At 71.6% G+C, this 17138-nt stretch carries 12 protein-coding genes and 1 pseudogene; 4 read left to right on the top strand and 9 right to left on the bottom strand.

The window, feature by feature from the left end; all coding sequences use genetic code 11:
- Window positions 1–61: 61 nt before the first annotated feature.
- Window positions 62–658 carry a DUF1203 domain-containing protein gene (locus AF335_RS03225; protein WP_376697787.1) on the top strand — a complete coding sequence of 199 codons (597 nt, stop codon included), beginning with the start codon at window positions 62–64 and terminating at the stop codon, window positions 656–658.
- Between the two features lie 65 nt (window positions 659–723).
- On the opposite strand, the gene AF335_RS03220 is transcribed toward AF335_RS03225, so the two are convergent.
- From AF335_RS03220 to AF335_RS03205, 4 genes and pseudogenes are all read right to left on the bottom strand, one after another.
- A complete protein-coding gene (locus AF335_RS03220) occupies window positions 724–1752 on the bottom strand; it encodes an aspartate-semialdehyde dehydrogenase (protein WP_102917016.1) in 1029 nt (342 codons plus the stop codon).
- Window positions 1753–1891: 139 nt separating this feature from the next.
- Window positions 1892–2167: a hypothetical protein gene (locus AF335_RS03215; RefSeq protein WP_102916681.1), complete on the bottom strand. Its 276-nt coding sequence runs from the start codon at window positions 2165–2167 to the stop codon at window positions 1892–1894.
- Window positions 2164–2526 (bottom strand): hypothetical protein, encoded by a 363-nt coding sequence (locus AF335_RS03210; protein ID WP_244926889.1) that lies wholly within the window; start codon window positions 2524–2526, stop codon window positions 2164–2166. The genes AF335_RS03215 and AF335_RS03210 overlap by 4 nt, the downstream gene beginning before the upstream one ends.
- A gap of 185 nt (window positions 2527–2711) precedes the next feature.
- Window positions 2712–5399 (bottom strand): annotated as a pseudogene (locus AF335_RS03205) (S8 family serine peptidase); the annotation flags it as partial.
- A gap of 497 nt (window positions 5400–5896) precedes the next feature.
- Between AF335_RS03205 and AF335_RS03200 the strand changes: the two are divergent.
- Window positions 5897–7618, top strand: a complete 1722-nt coding sequence (locus AF335_RS03200; RefSeq protein WP_102916680.1) for a TIGR03767 family metallophosphoesterase — start codon at window positions 5897–5899, stop codon at window positions 7616–7618.
- Window positions 7619–7667: 49 nt separating this feature from the next.
- On the opposite strand, the gene AF335_RS03195 is transcribed toward AF335_RS03200, so the two are convergent.
- Window positions 7668–8723, bottom strand: a complete 1056-nt coding sequence (locus tag AF335_RS03195) for a hypothetical protein (protein ID WP_102916679.1) — start codon at window positions 8721–8723, stop codon at window positions 7668–7670.
- Between the two features lie 176 nt (window positions 8724–8899).
- Window positions 8900–11497 carry an aminopeptidase N gene (pepN, locus tag AF335_RS03190; RefSeq protein WP_102916678.1) on the bottom strand — a complete coding sequence of 866 codons (2598 nt, stop codon included), beginning with the start codon at window positions 11495–11497 and terminating at the stop codon, window positions 8900–8902.
- Between the two features lie 107 nt (window positions 11498–11604).
- Here pepN and AF335_RS03185 point away from each other — a divergent pair, with 107 nt between their 5' ends.
- Both AF335_RS03185 and AF335_RS03180 read left to right on the top strand, forming a co-directional pair.
- Window positions 11605–12243, top strand: a complete 639-nt coding sequence (locus AF335_RS03185) for a DsbA family oxidoreductase (protein ID WP_102916677.1) — start codon at window positions 11605–11607, stop codon at window positions 12241–12243.
- Between the two features lie 60 nt (window positions 12244–12303).
- Window positions 12304–12948 carry a hypothetical protein gene (locus AF335_RS03180; protein WP_102916676.1) on the top strand — a complete coding sequence of 215 codons (645 nt, stop codon included), beginning with the start codon at window positions 12304–12306 and terminating at the stop codon, window positions 12946–12948.
- A 148-nt stretch (window positions 12949–13096) separates the two neighbouring features.
- Here the strand turns inward: AF335_RS03180 and AF335_RS03175 are convergent, their stop codons facing one another.
- The 3 genes from AF335_RS03175 to AF335_RS03165 all read right to left on the bottom strand — a co-directional run bounded on the left by AF335_RS03175 (window position 13097) and on the right by AF335_RS03165 (window position 16925).
- Window positions 13097–13735 (bottom strand): superoxide dismutase, encoded by a 639-nt coding sequence (locus AF335_RS03175; RefSeq protein WP_095582548.1) that lies wholly within the window; start codon window positions 13733–13735, stop codon window positions 13097–13099.
- A 176-nt stretch (window positions 13736–13911) separates the two neighbouring features.
- Entirely contained in the window at window positions 13912–15339 is a 1428-nt protein-coding gene (locus tag AF335_RS03170; protein WP_102916675.1) for an amino acid permease, read from the bottom strand.
- A 191-nt stretch (window positions 15340–15530) separates the two neighbouring features.
- On the bottom strand, window positions 15531–16925 hold the full coding sequence (locus tag AF335_RS03165) for an amino acid permease (protein ID WP_102916674.1): 1395 nt from the start codon (window positions 16923–16925) through the stop codon (window positions 15531–15533).
- Between the last annotated feature and the right edge of the window lie 213 nt (window positions 16926–17138).

Raw genomic sequence — 17138 nt, 5'->3', positions numbered from 1 at the left:
GCCATCGAAATAGAGCATGATGACCGGATTCCGCCAGCAGAAAACAGCGGATCCGGACAGGCTGCCGCACATGACCACACACGCGAGGGACACGGCGGGACGGGACACGGCGCGGGCGGCGTCGGCACGGGGCGCGGACGGGCGGATTCCGGCCGCCCGGTACGCCGTCCTGCCCATCGCCCCGGCCGTGCTGGAGCAGCTCCGCCGCCGCGACGACGCCGGCCGCCCCGCCGAGCCGTACACCGACCCGGAGGGCGACGCCCCGCTCCGCTGCTGTCTGCGGCCGAGCCGGGCGGGCGAGCGGATCGCCCTGGTCTCGTACGCCCCGCTGCGCCGCTGGGCGGCCGCGACGGGGGCCCGGCCCGGGGCCTATGAGGAGCTGGGGCCCGTCTTCGTCCACGGCGAGGAGTGCGAGGGCCCGGCGGAGGGCACGGGCTACCCCTTCGCGCGGCCGGGCGCGCTGCGGAACCTGCGGTACTACGACGCGGCGGGCCGCATCTGCGACGGCCGTCTCCTGGAGCTCCCGGAGGCGGCGGACGAGGCGGTGGGCCGGGCCCTCGGCGAGGCGTTCGCGGACCCCGGTGTCGCGCTCGTCCATGTGCGGGCCGTGGAGTACGGCTGCTTCCACTACGAGGTGCGCAGGCCGGCGGGCCGGTAGGGCGGCAGGACGCGAGTGGGCCGGGCACCCTCGGGGTGCCCGGCCCACTCGCGTGACGCCCGGGGTCAGCCGCGCAGCTCCGCCGCGACCAGCTCCGCGATCTGGACGGCGTTGAGCGCCGCGCCCTTGCGGAGGTTGTCGTTGGAGAGGAACAGCGCGAGGCCGTGCTCGACCGTCTCGTCGACGCGGATGCGGCCGACGTACGAGGCGTCCTTGCCGGCCGCCTGGAGCGGGGTCGGGATCTCGGACAGCTCGACGCCCGGGGCGCCCTTCAGCAGCTCGTAGGCGCGCTCGACGCCGATCGGGCGGGCGAAGCGGGCGTTGACCTGGAGGGAGTGGCCGGAGAAGACCGGCACGCGCACACAGGTGCCGGAGACCTTGAGCTCCGGGATCTCCAGGATCTTGCGGGACTCGTTGCGGAGCTTCTGCTCCTCGTCGGTCTCGAAGCTGCCGTCGTCGACGATGCTGCCGGCCATCGGCAGCACGTTGAAGGCGATGGCGCGCTTGTAGACGCCGGGCTCGGGGAAGTCGACGGCCCCGCCGTCGTGGGTGAGCTCGGTGGCCCGGTCGGCGACCGCGCGGACCTGGCCGTCGAGCTCGGCGACGCCGGCCACGCCGGAGCCGGAGACGGCCTGGTAGGTGGTGGCGACGAGGGCGGTGAGGCCGGCCTCCTCGTGCAGCGGGCGCAGCACGGGCATGGCGGCCATCGTGGTGCAGTTCGGGTTGGCGATGATGCCCTTGGGGCGGTCGGCGACCGCGTGCGGGTTCACCTCGGAGACGACCAGCGGGACCTCGGGGTCCATCCGCCAGGCGGAGGAGTTGTCGATCACGACGGCGCCCTGGCCGGCGACCTTCTCCGCGAGGGCGCGGGAGGTGGCGCCGCCGGCCGAGAAGATCACTATGTCCAGGCCGGTGTAGTCGGCGGTGGCGGCGTCCTCGACGGTGACCTCGGAGCCCGCCCACGGCAGCGTGGAACCGGCGGAGCGCGCCGAGGCGAACAGCCGCAGCTGCGTGACCGGGAACGCCCGCTCCGCGAGGATCCTGCGCACTACTCCGCCGACCTGGCCGGTGGCTCCGACGATTCCGATCCTCACGGGGACTCCCTTGCTCATGTGCAACCACATCCGTCACTGCCGGGGACGGGTCACCCCGGCCGCGCAGTTCCATCATGTGGTGCTACCCGCACCAAAAGTCCAATCGATTGTCCGGGGGTCGGGACGGGGGCGGCCGGGATCACGGCCGGGGATCGGCGGGCCAGTGCTGCACCCGGACGACGAAGATCAGGGACAGGCGGCGGTGCTCCTGGTACCAGACGATGAGGCGGCCCTCCGCGTGATCCAGCAGGCGTGAGACCCCCGACTCCTCGATGCGAGGGTCGCCGAGGTGTTTCACCGAGGCGGCATCGGCCAGCCTGCTCGCCAGGCGTTCGACGTCCTGTTTCACCTCGGGGTCGAGACCGCCGACCACCTGCTCGGCGTCGGGCAGGTACTCCCACGTCCAGTCGGTCATCCGGTGACCTCGCGCGCGGCTTCGTCCAGCAGGGTGGCGATCTCCGAGGACAGGGCCCTGGCCGCTTCGCGGTCGGTCGCCCGTGCCACGGCGCTCTCCAGCTCGGAGAGCCTGGCGGCGCGGGCCGGGTGGCGGCGCAATGCCACGAACACTCCCCACCGGTGCAGGAAGGTGTGCATGGGCACGGTGCTGTCCGTCTGTACGGCTTCCTGCCAGGCCGCGTGGAATTCCTGCTCGAAACGTACGGCGGAGGACAGGTCGAGGGTGGTGACGGCCACGCGCAGCGCCGCCTCCGTCAGCGGGGGCATGGGGAACAGCGGCTCGTCGGGATCGTGACGGTGTACGGGCTGTGCGCTCACGAAGCTGGGTCTCCTTCGGTATCCACCGGTGGCCACGCTTCACGCCAGTCTGCCGCACCCGGCGGGATTCCCGCCGACAGTGCGGCAGTCGAACGGAAAGCGGGGCGGGCGCCCATACCGTGTGCCCGCCCCGCTCCGCCCTCAGCCGGACGGCAGAGGGGTCAACCGGTGAGTCAGCCGGTGACGCCGTCCGCCTTGACCTTCAGGGTGTACGGGTTCTCCAGCAGCGGCGAGGTGCGCCGCGACTCCACCTCGATCTCCCAGACGCCCGGCAGCGGGTTCTTGTACGTGCGCAGGTCGGGGCGGCACGTGTTCGCCGGGTTCGGGTAGTTCGGGTAGCAGTTGACCGTGGAGGTCGGGTCGGCCGGGACGCCGTAGGGGCTGATGGCGATGAAGCGGGTCTGGCTGCCCTCGGTGAGGCCGCCCATCGAGACCTCCAGGGACTTCGCGCCCTTGGGGACGGTCACGAAGTACGAGGTCGTCGCGTTGCGGGTGGCCTTGGCGGACTTCTCCACCGTGTACGCCGGGCCGGTCAGCGGCTCGGCGACCACCACGGTCGTGAGGATCTGCTTGTCGATGCCCTCGGTGCGGTCGTCGTCGACGGTGAGGACCGCGCTGTGCAGGCCGCCCGTCTTCGCCTTGGCCTTGACCTTGACGGTCACGGGCTTGTTCAGCGGCAGCTTCACCTCGTCGTCGCCGGCCAGCTTGAAGGTGCCGTCGTTGTTCTTCCACTTCAGCTCGTGCCACACGGCCTTGTCCGGGCCGGAGGTACGGGTGATCGTGACGTCGTACGTCCGGGTCTCGCCGGCCTTCAGGCCGCCCTCGCGGTCGTAGAGGCCGGTGCCGAAGCCCGGCTTCTTGAGGCGGCCCGAGAGCATGGTCGAGACGGGCGCCTCGACGGCGTACTCATGGGCGGTCGCGCGGTCGCGCAGCGCGTCCCAGGCGTCCTCGATGTTGATCAGGCCGGCGCCCTGCTCGTACGCCTGTGCGCCCTTGATCTGCTTGGCGGTGCTGGTCAGCGCCGTGCGCAGATCGGCCGGGGTGAGCTTCATCCGCTGCTGCTTGGCGGCGGAGACCAGCAGCGCGGAGGCGCCGGTGGCCTGCGGGGAGGCCATCGAGGTGCCCTGGAGCATGCCGTAGCCGGGCGGCAGGTCGTAGCCGGACTCCTTGACGGGGGCACCGGGCTCCCACGTCGGCGTGGTGTTGATCGAGGCGCCGGGGGCGGTGAGCGTCGGCGTGAAGCCGCCGTCCTCGCGCGGCCCGCGCGAGGAGAAGGGCATCATCGCGTACTTCGTGCTCACCTCGGAGCCGTAGTTCGCGGCCCAGGTCTCCTTGGAGATCGACGCGCCCACGCTGACGACCTTGTCGGCCAGGGCGGGGTCGCCGATGGTGTTGACGCCGGGGCCGCTGTTGCCGGCGGATATCACCAGCTGGACGCCGTAGGTGTCGATCAGGCGGGTGTAGAGCTCGGAGCGGGCGTTGTTGCCGTCGTTGAGGGCCGGCAGGCCGCCGATCGACATGTTGACGATGTCGACGCCGCGGTTGACGACGAGGTCGATCATGCCCTCGGTGAGCGCGACGTTGGTGCAGCCGCCGCTCCAGGTGCAGGCGCGCGAGGAGACGAGCTTGGCGCCGGGCGCCGCGCCGTTCATCTTCCCGCCGAACAGGCCGTTGGCGGCGGTGATGCCGGCGACGTGCGTGCCGTGCTCGGACTCGATGACGCCGATGCTGACGAAGTCGGCCTTCTTGCCGACCCAGTCGCCGCCCTTCGGGTCCATCGGCACGTCCTTGCGGATCTGCACGACGAAGGGGATGCGCTCGGCGATCGGGGTGTCCGGGTTGTCCTTGCCGAAGTAGGCGACCTGGAAGCCGTCCTTGTAGGGCTTCAGCTCCTCGTCGTTCCCGAAGTTCCCGTCGTCGTCCAGGTCGACGCGGACGGTGCCCTTGGCCTTGTCGTAGAGGACGGCCCAGGAGTCCGTGGTGTCGCCGTCGCGGTTGAGGTCGCCCTTCATGTCGCCGCCGGCGGTCTCGCTCTCGCGGAAGAGGGAGACCTGGTACGAGCCGGCCGGCGCGGTGTAGGTGCGGCCGTTGAAGGAGAAGGACGGGCCGGCCGCGTCGGTGGTCATCGGCAGCCAGGTGCCGTCCGAGTCCGCCAGCGGGTCGGTCGCGGTGACCCAGTCGACGATCTTGCGCTCGCCGGTGGTGGTCTTCTGCAGCGCCGGGTGCCCCAGGTCGATGCCGGAGTCGAGGATGCCGATGGTCACACCGCGGCCGTCGGCCTTGGGGTGGTCCTGGACGAAGCCGACGGCGCCGGTCTCGAAGGCCGGCTGGTAGGGGTTCTTCGCCGGGGTGTCCTTGCCCGGGGCGGGGTAGGCGCCCGCCTTCGCGCCCCGCGCGCCGGGGACGGAGTCGGCCCGGGGCGTCGGGTCCGGCAGCCGTATCTCCTGCTTGAGGTCGATGCCGTGCACGGAGTCGAGCTTCTGCGCCTCGGCGATCGCGGCGTCGGCCTTGGCGGTCGGCACAGTGGCCCGGACATAGCCGAGCTTGTCGTACGCCTGGCCGATGGAGGCGCCCTTGACGGCCTCGAGCTTCTCGGTCACCTGGCCGGTCCGGCCCGGCGCGGTCGCGATCATCATCGTGACCGTCTTGTCGCCGTCGGCCTTGGCCTCGGCGAGCAGGGAAGCGTCCTGCGAACCGAGCTTGGCGGCGGCCGAGTTGGGCGGCGCGACCGGGCCGGGGCCGGGGGTGGGCCCGTCGGCGAACACGGGCGCGGCGCCCGCGGCGGTGAGCGCGGCCACCAGACCGGCCGCGACGGCTATTCGCACGGCGCGTCTGCCGCCGCCGAACGGCGCGTTGGGGGATTCGGGGGTCATGGACATCCCTAGCTGAATTGACGTGAAAGCCCCGCTGAACTGCGGGCGTCCGGAAATCGGAGCCGGATGACCGATCACTTTTATGGAAGTGACGGGGGTTTGGGGAGAGTTGTCGGAGAGGGAACGTAAGGATGGCGTAAACCCGCCATCCGCCACTCGGGAGGAAGCGTGCCGAAGGGCGTGAAGCGGTCAGGGGCATTCCCGCAGCTCAGAGGGTGTAGAGCAAACGGACTACACCAGTGGCCCCAGGACCGGCCGGGGCTTCCCCCCGAGAGTGAACGCTGAGTGAGCGTCAGCCCGCCAGGGGACGAGTGCTATATGTCCGTTCGCAATCGCCAAGATCGATGTGAGGTGATCGGCGGCGGCCGTTGCGGCCGTGTTCACGCCCAGGTCATCCGCCCTGCCAACGATCCTCAGTGACAGAACCACCGCCGGCCCGGACCGCACCGCGCCACAGCCGCTCGCTCGCCCTTCGCGTTCGCACTCGGGGAGACCGTATGAATCGCAGATCTGACAGATCCGTCGCCTCCGGCCTCGACCGCCGTACGTTCCTCGCCGCGGCGGGTGCCGTGACCACCGCGACCGGCATCGGCCTGGCCCTCGGCCCCGACCGGCCGGCCAGCGCCGCCGGCCCGGAGGACGTCGCCGCCGCGGCCGCCGCGGGCGCCCCGGCGCCTCCTTTCACGGCCGGCACCACCCTCGCCTCGGTCGCCGCCCCCCGGGGCACCGGCGGCTACCGGCGGCTCGGCGACGGCCCCGGCTGGCCCCGGCTCGTCCGCGCCGAACTGGCCGACGCCCAGTCCGGCCGCCAGGACCGGCGCACCGCCCTGGCCTCCTTCGTGCAGTTCACCGACATCCACCTGACCGACGTCCAGCACCCGCTGCGCTACGAGTTCTTCCGCTCCGGCGAGCCCGGCGCCTGGCGGCCGCACGAGGCGCTCACCCTGCCCGGCGTCGTCTCCCTCGTCGAGCGCGTCAACAAGCTGCGCCGCGGCCCCGCCACCGGCGCCCCGCTGAGCTTCGTCATCACCACCGGCGACAACGGCGACGAGAACGCCCGGATCGAGGTCGAGTGGTTCCTCACCGCCCTCAGCGGCGGCCGGATGAACCCCAACACCGGCGACCCCCGCCACTACGAAGGCGTCCAGAACAGCGGCCTCAAGCTCTACTGGCACCCCGACACCGCCCTGCGCGACGACGACAAGCAGCTCGGCTTCCCGCGCATCGACGGCTACCTCGCCGCCGCCACCCGCCGGGTCGACAGCCCCGGCCTCGACATCCCCTGGTACTCCACCTTCGGCAACCACGACCTGCTCTCCGGCGGCTGCTACCCCGCTGCCGGAACCTTCCTCCAGGACGCCGCCGTGGGGAACAAGAAGCTCCAGACCATCCCCGCCGCCGAGGCGAAATGGCTGATGGAGGGCGAGGCCAAGGGCGTCGACCCCAAGGGCGAGCGGATCCGGGAGATGCTGCGCGCGCACCGCAAGGAGATGCGCACCGTCACCCCCGACCCCCGCCGCGCCCCGCTCACCGCCCGCCAGTACGTCGCCGCCCACCTCGAACCGCGCTACAAGGGCCGCGGCCCCGTGGGCCACGGCTACACCCGCGACAACCTCGACTCGGGCAACCTCTACTACTCCTTCCGGATCTCCGACCGCGTGATCGGCATCAGCCTCGACTCGACCGACCCCGGCGGCCACTACCAGGGCTCCCTGGGCACCGGCCAGATCCGCTGGCTGGAGCGGACCCTGAAGCGCTACGAGGACAAGTACGCGCTCGTCTTCAGCCACCACCCCAGCTGGAGCATGGACAACCTCACCCCCGACCCCGCCCGCCCCGGCGAGGACCGGCACGACGGCAACGAGCTGATCTCCGTCCTCCAGAACCACAACAACGTCCTCGCCTGGATCAACGGCCACAGCCACCGCAACCGCATCCGGCCGCGCGGCACCTTCTGGGAGATCGCCACCGCCTCCCATGTGGACTATCCGCAGCTGGCGCGCGTCATCGAGGTCACCGACAACCACGACGGCACGGTCTCGCTCTTCACCACCCTCATCGAGTCCGCCGCCCCCTACCGCACCGACTTCGGCGACCTCTCCCAGCGCGGCCTCGCCTCCCTCTACCGGGAGCTGGCCTTCAACGCCCCCGGCGCCGACGGCTCCCTGGCCGGGGCCGCCGGCGACCGCAACACCGAGCTGCTGCTCCCCAGGCGCTGACGGGCGCGGACACCCCACCGCCCACGGCTCTCACCCGGGCGGGCCGCCCTCACCTGGGCAGGACGACGAGATAAGCGGCCGGGTCGCGGTCGGCCGACGCCATCAGGGCGGTCCGGACCACCGCGGCCTGCTGCTCGGGGGTGTCCCGCAGCTTCTTCGGCGTGACGTGCACGACCGTGATGCCCAGCCGCTCCAGGTGCTCCCGCTTGCGGTACTGCTCCGACCACAGCGCCTCGTCGTCCTCCTGCGGGGCCCGTGAGTCGATCTCCAGCGCCACGCTGTGCTCCGGCCAGAAGGCGTCCACCCGGCCGAGGTGCGGCCCGCCGGGCAGCCGGAGGTCCACGTTCCAGAGCGGCGCGGGCAGCCGGTGCTCGCGCACCAGGTCGTAGAGCCGCCCCTCGGCCACCGCCCGGCTCTCGGTCAGCAGCGCGTCCACGGCCTCCGTCACATGCTCCCGCCCCAGCAGCCGGGCCCGCGTCAACTCCCGTACGACGGCCGCCGCTTCGCAGTGCCCGCCGCGCACCGCCTCGGTCAGCACCCGGCGCACCGCGGCGGCGTCGGTCAGCTGGGCCACCGTGTCGGCGACGGCGCGCGGCACGGGGGCGACCGGGATGCCCGTCAGCCTCCTCGCCTGCGGCAGGGCGGGGGCCCGCACCAGGCGCACGAAGCCGGTCGTCCGCAGCCGGCGGGTGCGCGGCACCAGCACGTCGATGCGGTCGAGCGAGAGCAGCGGGGGCACCGAGGTGAACCGGTGCAGGGCCAGCGCGGCCGGCCCGGTGATCATCGCCTCGCCGTACGGGTCGCCGGCCGCCGCCCGCGCGGCGGCGGTGGCCGTGCCCGGTCCGGGCTGGGCGGGCGGGCCCTGGGTGCGGGGCACGGTGTACAGCAGCGCGGCGTGCAGCCGCTCCTCGCTGGTGGCCGGGCCGGTGCGGAGCAGGAAGACGCCGGGGAGGAGCTGCTGCCAGGGCCCTCCCGGACGGCAGCGCTCCGTCACGGCCGCCCCCGGCACCCCGTGCTCCCGCAGTTGACGGGAGGTCAGGACCCGGTGCCGGACGTCGGAGAGGTGGTGCAGGGGGCGCGGCGAGAGCGGGGTGTCGGGGTTCATGCCCGCCCCATTCCCGCCCCGCGCCCGCCCCCTAACCGCTGTTACAGGCCCGTAGGAGAATCCGGACAACTTCGCTCTCGGGGCGGAGGGTTGAACGGCCGGGGGGTTGAACGTCCGGAGGATCGAACGGCCGGAGGGGAGAACGGTCCCGCCGTTCTCCCCCCTCGGCCGGCCGGTCAGCCCGCCGCGGCCACGTCGCAGGACTGCGCCCGCAGCGCCCGCGCCAGGTCGTCCCGGGCCTCCAGCACCAGCCGCCGCAGCGCCGGGGCGGCGTCCGGGTGCCCGGCCAGCCAGGCGTCCGTGGCGTCCAGCGTCCGGGTGTCGTCCTGGAGCGCCGGGTACAGGCCGCGGACCACGGCCATGCCGATCTCGATGGACCGCTCGCGCCACACCCGCTCGATCACCTCGAAGTAGGGCCGCGCGTACGGCGCCAGCAGCTCCCGCTGCCCCGGCTGGTCGAAGCCCGCGATGGTGGCCTCGGCCAGCGCGTTGGAGAGCGTGTCGGCCTCCACGACGGCCGCCCACGCCTCGGCCTTGACCTCGGCGGACGGCCGCGAGGCCAGGCAGCGCACCTGGTGCCGCCGGCCGGAGGCGGTGTTGTCCCGGGCCAGCTCGGCGGTGATCGCCGACTCGTCGGCCGCGCCCCGGGAGGCGAGCGTCGCCAGGAACGCCCAGCGCAGCTCCTGGTCGACCTCCAGCCCGTCGATCTTCCCGGAGCCGTCCAGCAGCCCGCGCAGCAGCTGGAGGTCGGCGTCGGTGCCGGCGAGGGCGGCGAAGGACCGCGCCCACGCCAGCTGGTGGCCGCCGCCCGGCTCGGCCAGCCGCAGCTCGCGCAGCGCGGCACCGGCCAGCGACCGGCCGGCCCCGGCGCGCGACCCGGGCGCCGCGTAGTGGACGAGAGCGGTCCGCGCCCACGTCTGCACCATCTGGAGGACGCCGATCTCGGTCTCGGCGCCCGCGAAGCGCTCCACGAGGTCCAGGAAGTCGCGGGCGGGCATCAGCCCGTCGCGGGTGAGGTTCCACAGCGCCGACCAGCACAGGGCGCGGGCGAGCGGGTCGGTGAGGTCGCCCAGGTGCTTGCGCAGGGTGGCCAGCGAGCCCTCGTCGAAGCGGATCTTGCAGTACGTGAGGTCCTCGTCGTTGACCAGCACCAGCTCGGGCCGCTCGGCCCCGGCCAGCTCCGCGACGACCGTACGGGGGCCGTCGACGTCGACCTCGGCACGGGCGTAGCGCACCAGCGCCCCGTCGGCCTCGGAGCGGCGGTAGAGGCCCACGGCCACCCGGTGCGGGCGCAGCCGCGGGTGGGATTCCGCGGCCTCCTGGAGGATCGCCAGCTCGGTGATCCGGTCGCCCGCGTCGTAGGTCACCAGCGGCGTGAGCGCGTTGACGCCCGCGGTCTGCAGCCAGGCGGCGGACCACGCCTTCATGTCGCGCCCGGAGGTCTCCTCCAGCACCGACAGCAGGTCGCCGAGGCGGGTGTTGCCGTAGGCGTGGCGCTTGAAGTAGCGGCGGGCGCCCTCCAGGAAGGCGTCCCGGCCCACGTAGGCGACGAGCTGCTTGAGGACGGACGCGCCCTTGGCGTAGGTGATGCCGTCGAAGTTGAGCTTGGCGTCCTCCAGGTCCCGGATGTCGGCGGTGACCGGGTGGGTGGAGGGCAGCTGGTCGGCGCGGTAGGCCCAGGACTTGCGCTGGTTGGCGAAGGTGATCCAGGCGTTCTCGAAGCGGGTCGCCTCGACCACCGCGAAGGAGCCCATGAAGTCGGCGAACGACTCCTTGAGCCACAGGTCGTCCCACCACTCCATGGTGACCAGGTCGCCGAACCACATGTGCGCCATCTCGTGCATGATGACGTTGGCCCGCCGCTCGTACGACGACTGCGTGACCTTGCCGCGGAAGACGAACTCCTCCCGGAAGGTGACGCACCCCGGGTTCTCCATGGCGCCGAGGTTGTACTCGGGGACGAACGCCTGGTCGTACTTGCCGAACGGGTACGGGTAGTCGAAGTTGTCGTGGAAGAAGTCCAGGCCCTGCTTGGTGACGGTGAAGATGTCGTCGGCGTCGAAGTGCCGGGCCAGGCCCTTGCGGCAGAGCGCGGCCAGCGGGATCTCCAGGACCGTGCCGTCGTCGAACGTGCGGCTGTAGTGGTCGCGGACCACGTGGTACGGGCCGGCGACGACGGCCGTGATGTAGGTGGAGATCGGCAGGGTGGGGACGAACCGCCAGGTGGCGCCGGAGCCCTCGGCGGGCTCGGGCTCGCCGGTCCGCTCGCCGTTGCCGAGCACCGTCCAGCCGTCGGGGGCCGTCACCGTGAGGGTGAAGGGCGCCTTGAGGTCCGGCTGCTCGAAGTTGGCGAAGACCCGGCGGGCGTCGGCCGGCTCGTACTGCGTGTAGAGGTAGACCTCGCCGTCCTCGGGGTCGACGAAGCGGTGCATCCCCTCGCCGGTGCGGCTGTAGGCGCAGCGGGCGTCGACGACCAGGACGTTCTCGGCCTCCAGCGCGTCGAGCGCGAGGCGGGCGCCGTCGAAGACGGCCCCGGGGTCGAGCTCCCGGCCGTTGAGCGTGACGGCGGTCACCGACGGTGCGATCAGGTCGGCGAAGGTCGCCGCCCCCGGTTCGGCGCACCGGAACCGGACCGTCGTCACCGACCGGAACGTCCGGGGCTCGGGCCCCGCTCCTACCGCGGAGCGCAGGTCGAGCGCGACGTCGTAGGCGTCCACGGCAAGCAGCCGGGCCCGCTCACGGGCCTCTTCACGGGTCAGGTTCTCACCGGGCACGACGCGGGCTCCCTCGGCTTCGTCTCGTATATCGGACACAGCAGGAATCATGGCACGGGGTGTCGTTGTTGAATCGCTTACTGACCAGCTCGTTTGAGGAGATTCCTGTGACCGCTCCCGAGAAGACCGTCGCGGACTTCTGGTTCGACCCGCTCTGCCCCTGGGCCTGGATGACCTCCCGCTGGATGCTGGAGGTCGAGAAGGTGCGCCCCGTCGAGGTGCGCTGGCACGTGATGAGCCTGGCCGTGCTGAACGAGGACAGAATCGACGAGATGCCCGAGGAGTTCCGCGAGGTCATGCGCACCGAGGCGTGGCACCCGGTGCGGGTGTGCATCGCCGCCGAGCTCAAGCACGGCCCGGACGTCCTCGGCCCGCTCTACACCGCCCTCGGCGAGCGCTTCCACCTCCAGGGCCTGCCGCGCGACCGCGCGACCATCGAGGCGGCCCTGGCGGAGGTCGGCCTCCCCGTGGAGCTCGCGGACGCCGCCTACAGCGACGCCTTCGACGCCGAGCTGCGCGCCTCGCACCAGGAGGGCATCGACAAGGTCGGCCAGGACGTCGGCACGCCGGTCATCGCGGTGCCGGGCGCCGACGGCGAGCAGATCGCCTTCTTCGGCCCGGTCGTCACCCCCGCGCCCAAGGGCGAGGCGGCGGCGCGGCTGTGGGACGGCACCCTGCTGGTGGCCTCCACGCCCGGGTTCTACGAGATCAAGCGCACCCGTACGCAGGGCCCGATCTTCGACTAGCCCGCACCGGTCGGTGCGGTTCGACGGGCGCCATGGGGCCGGGTCCCTTAATGTCCCGGTATGGGCCGCACCGACCTCTCCCGTCCGCTCGGCCGTGACGGCGGCCGGGCCGACGAGCGGCCGCCGGACGCCGGCGCCCGCTTCGCCGAGCTGCCCGTGCGCCCGTACGACCTGCTGCTCAAGGCCGGCTGCCGGCTGACGGCGGTGCTGTGGTCGGTGCTCGGCATGCGCCGGGCCGCGGGCGTCCTGCGGCACTATCTGCGGGCCACCGGCACGCCCTACCGGGTGGACGCCGCGGAGCTGCTCGCGCTGCCGGCCGTCCGGTACGCCGCCGAGGAGCAGCTGGCGCGCTGGCGCGCCGAGGCGCAGGGCCGCTGGCGCCGCGGACCGCGCACCCCGGCCGCCTATCCCGCCGACAGCGGGTGGCGCGGGGTGCTGCTCGCCCGGCGCGGGAGCCTGGACTGGTGGTTCGCCCTGCGCGGGGTCGAATTCCGGCTGACGGGCACGGTCCGGGTGGCCGCCGACGGCGCCACGAACGTCGACTATCGCTTTGCCGTGTGCAAGAACGGGAACTTCGCGCGGGGTGCGCGGAAGGAACGCGGAGAATCCGAATACGGGATTCCGTTCGCCGTGTTCGCACGTCTCCACGAGACGGGTCTCGCGCGGGAATTCACGGTGACCGGTGAGGCGTTCGGACACGTCTGAGAAGAACGTTCCGGCAGTGGAACCCCGGGGCGACAGTGGCTCTGATAGACAGGGAGAGGCCCCCGCGCGAATCGACCGCGCGGGGGCCTCTCGGGCACCTGTCCCGTGAAGGTTGAGAAGACGATCACGAGCAGGGCGTCCAGGGGTGTTACGGAACCAGCAGCAGGTTGCCGCGCTCCTTGGCGGCGGCGAAGCGCTTGGCCACGTCCTGCCAGTTGACGACGGCCCACATGGCGTCGATGAAGTCCACCTTCTGGTTCTTGTACTGAAGGTAGAAGGCGTGCTCCCAGGCGTCGAAGACCAGGATCGGGACCGAGCCCTGGCCGACGTTGCCCTGGTGGTCGTAGACCTGCTCGACGATCAGCTTGCCGCTGATCGGCTCGTAGGCGAGGACGCCCCAGCCGGAGCCCTGGGTGGTCGCGGAAGCCTTGGTCAGCTGGGCCTTGAACTTCGCGAAGGAGCCGAACGACTCGGCGATGGCGTCCGCCAGCTCGCCCACGCCGTCCTTGTCCAGGGGCTCGCCGCCGCCGTCGCCGGTCATGTTCTGCCAGTAGATGCTGTGCAGGATGTGCCCGGACAGGTGGAAGGCCAGGTTCTTCTCGAGGCCGTTGATGGCGCCCCACTGGTCCTTGTCGCGGGCCTCGGCGAGCTGCTCCAGCGTGTCGTTCGCGCCCTTGACGTACGCGGCGTGGTGCTTGTCGTGGTGCAGCTCGATGATCTTCGCATCGATGACCGGCTGCAGCGCCGCGTAATCGTAGGGGAGTTCAGGAAGTGTGTAGATGGCCATGCCGAGCCCTCCGACTGCTTATTGCAATTAACTTGCAGGTAGACGCTACCAGTAACAACCTGCCACACGCCGTTAAGGGTGCCCTATTTGACGAGTCTCGGACCAAAGACCGAGGCGGGGTAGGTCCAGAAGATCAGGACCTACCCCGCCTCCGTGGGGGGTGTGATGGTGGAGCGTCAGTTCCGGGCGGGCTCCTTGCCGGCCACCGCGCGCTGGCGCAGGTAGCCGACGAGACAGAGGACGACGGTGAGGCCGGCCGTGGCGAAGAGCTGGATCCGGGTCTCCTCCTGGCGCAGCATCAGGGCGAGCACCACGAGGATGGCGCCGATGGCCACCCAGGTCAGGGTGGGGTAGGCCCACATCCGCACGACCAGCTTCGCCGGCTCCTCGCGCTCCAGCCTGCGGCGCATCGCCAGCTGGGTGACGGCGATAAACAGCCACACCACCAGTACCGCGGCGCCGGTCACGTACAGCAGCCACTTGAAGACGGTGTCGGGCCACCAGTAGCTCAGCAGCACCGCGAAGAAGCCGAAGGCGGAGGAGGCCAGCACCGTCAGCCGGGGCACGCCGCCGCTGGTCCGGGCCAGGAAGCGGGGGCCCTGGCCGCGCATCACCAGGGAGTGCGACATCCGGGAGGCGCCGTAGATGTTGGCGTTCATCGCGGAGAGCAGGGCGATCAGCACGATCACGTTCATGATCTGCCCGGCGGCCGGGATGTCGAGGTACTTCAGGACGGCCACGTAGGGGCCGTCGGCGGTGACCGACTTGTCGTTCCACGGGATCACCGTGACGATGACGAGCATCGAGCCGACGTAGAAGAGGGCGATGCGCCACATCGCGGTGCGGACCGCCTGGGCGACGCCCTTGACCGGGTGCTCGGACTCGGCCGCCGCGATCGTCACCGTCTCCAGGCCGCCGTAGGCGAAGACCGAGGCCAGCAGGCCGACGACCAGGCCGTCGGCGCCGTTGGGTATGAAGCCGCCGTGACCGGTGAGGTTGGAGCTGCCCGGCGCCTCGGTGCCCGGCAGCACCCCGAGGATGGCGAGCACGCCCAGCACCAGGAAGATGCCGATCGCACCGATCTTCAGTGCCGCGAACCAGAACTCGAACTCACCGAAGTTGCTGACCGCCGCCAGGTTGGTGCCGCAGAACAGCGCCATGAAGAGGAGGACCCACATCCAGGAGTCCGTCGACGGGAACCAGGACTGCATGATCGCCGCCGCGCCGATCGCCTCGGCGGCGATGCCCACACAGAGCTCCACCCAGAACATCCAGCCGGCGGCGAACCCCGCCCAGGGGCCGATCGCCCGGTGGGCGTGGACGGAGAAGGTGCCCGAGGCCGGGTTGGCCGCCGACATCTCGCCCAGCATGCGCATCACGAGCATCACCAGAAGCCCGGAGACCGCGTAGGCGAGCACGATGGCGGGGCCGGCGGCGGCGATGCCCTGCCCCGAGCCGACGAACAGACCGGCGCCGATCACACCACCGAGGGCGATCATCGACAGATGGCGCTGCTTGAGGCCGTGCGACAGATCCGTGCCGCCCGGCTCCTGGGGGGTGACCCCGTCGCGCGAGGGCGCGGAGGTCGCAGGTGTCCGAGTCATGATCGTGTGTGTCCCGTGGGGTGAGAGCGGAAAAGTGGCCTCAGTGTGGGGTTCATGTTCGCTCAGGACAACACCTGTGACACGCCTGTCCGATATTCAGACGAGAGTGTGACTGTACGTGCCTGACGTCTCGCCAGAACCGATGCGAATCCGCGGTTCCAGCGGCCCGAGAGAGAGCCGGCGAGGGGTTCTCAGCGGGCGCGGCGGAGCCGGAGCTCACGCAGACCGGCGACCAGGAGCACCGCGCCCGTCGCCGCGGCGGACCACAGCAGCTGCGGCCGCGCGCCCTCGTCGGTGAGCATCAGCACCAGCACGGCGCCCATCGCCGCCAGCGCGACCCAGGTCAGATAGGGGAAGCCCCACATCCGCAGCGTCAGCCGGTCCGGCATCTCCCGCTCGATCCGGCGCCGCAGCCGCAGCTGCGAGGCGGCGATCAGACCCCAGACGAAGAGCAGTACCGCACCCACGGCGTTCAGCAAGTAGTGGAAGATCGAATCCGGCCACTCCAGGTTCAGTATCACCGAGGCGAAACCGAAGGCGACCGAGGCGAGCACCGCCCGGCGCGGCACGCCGCCACCGGAGACCTTGAGCAGCGAGCGGGGCGCCTCGCCGCGCTCGGCCAGCGAGAAGACCATCCGCGACGAGCCGTAGAGGTTGGCGTTCAGGGCGGACAGCAGCGCCACGAAGACCACGATGTTCATGATCTGCCCGGCCCCGGGCACCCCGATGTGGTCCAGCACCGCCACGTACGGGCTCTTGCCCGGCTGCATGGACGACCACGGCAGCAGGGTCACGATGACCAGCATCGAGCCCACGTAGAAGAAGAGGATCCGCCACACGGCGCTGCGCACGGCCCGGCCCACGGCCCGCGCCGGGTCGTCGGACTCGGCGGCCGCGATGGTGACGACCTCCAGGCCGCCGAAGGCGAAGACCACGGCCAGCACGCCGGAGACCACCCCGCTCCAGCCGTGCGGCAGGAAGCCGCCCTGGCCGGTGAGGTTGGACAGGCCCACCGCGCTGGTGTCCGGCAGCACGCCGAAGATCGCCAGCAGGCTGAGCCCCAGGAAGAGGACGATCGCGCCGACCTTCAGCGTGGCGAACCAGAACTCGAACTCACCGAAGTTCTTCACCGCGGCGAGGTTGGCGGCCGTGAAGACCACCATGAAGATCAGCACCCAGGCCCACTGGGGCACCGACGGCACCCAGCCGTTCGCGATCTGGGCCGCGCCCGTCGCCTCCACCGCCAGCACGACCACCAGCAGGAACCAGTAGAGCCAGCCCACCGTGAAGCCCGCCCAGCGGCCCAGCGCCCGCTCCGCGTGCACCGAGAACGCGCCCGACGCGGGCATCGCCGAGGACATCTCGCCGAGCATCCGCATCACCAGCATCGCGAGCGCGCCCGCGATCAGATACGACACGATGATCCCCGGGCCCGCCACGGCGATGCCGGCGCCCGAGCCCACGAACAGGCCGGCGCCGATCACGCCGCCCAGCCCCAGCATCGTCAGATGACGCTGCTTGAGCCCGCCCGACAGCGGTTCTTTGTCGCCGGTGAGGGTGCCGGCGGCCGGCGGTGCGTCGTGCATGGGCTCGTACTTCCGGATCTGCGCACGAGGCGCATGGGGGGCTGCGCGCGGAGCGCAAAGGGGTATAGGTGACTCCACATTCTCCCGGCAGGGCGGTCTGAGCCAAGCCTCGCCGCTCCCCAGTGACGAGCATCACCCACCGATCCGCCCACGCTGGGAACCCGCCAAGCGGAACGTCGTGCCTTTGTCATCGCCACACGGTGCCGGGACGGC

Origin of the sequence: Streptomyces eurocidicus, from assembly GCF_002891295.1 — a bacterium.
Taxonomy (GTDB): domain Bacteria; phylum Actinomycetota; class Actinomycetes; order Streptomycetales; family Streptomycetaceae; genus Streptomyces; species Streptomyces eurocidicus.
The sequence above is the reverse complement of the archived record's forward strand: the minus strand, read 5'-3'. Positions and strand labels throughout refer to the sequence as shown.

Bases quoted from the DNA above. Each gene is read 5' to 3' on its own strand.
- AF335_RS03195 (WP_102916679.1), bottom strand. From the start codon at position 8,723: ATGAACCCCGACACCCCGCTCTCGCCGCGCCCCCTGCACCACCTCTCC.
- AF335_RS03165 (WP_102916674.1), bottom strand. From the start codon at position 16,925: ATGCACGACGCACCGCCGGCCGCCGGCACCCTCACCGGCGACAAAGAA.
- AF335_RS03170 (WP_102916675.1), bottom strand. From the start codon at position 15,339: ATGACTCGGACACCTGCGACCTCCGCGCCCTCGCGCGACGGGGTCACC.
- AF335_RS03200 (WP_102916680.1), top strand. From the start codon at position 5,897: ATGAATCGCAGATCTGACAGATCCGTCGCCTCCGGCCTCGACCGCCGT.
- AF335_RS03175 (WP_095582548.1), bottom strand. From the start codon at position 13,735: ATGGCCATCTACACACTTCCTGAACTCCCCTACGATTACGCGGCGCTG.
- AF335_RS03215 (WP_102916681.1), bottom strand. From the start codon at position 2,167: ATGACCGACTGGACGTGGGAGTACCTGCCCGACGCCGAGCAGGTGGTC.
- AF335_RS03180 (WP_102916676.1), top strand. From the start codon at position 12,304: ATGGGCCGCACCGACCTCTCCCGTCCGCTCGGCCGTGACGGCGGCCGG.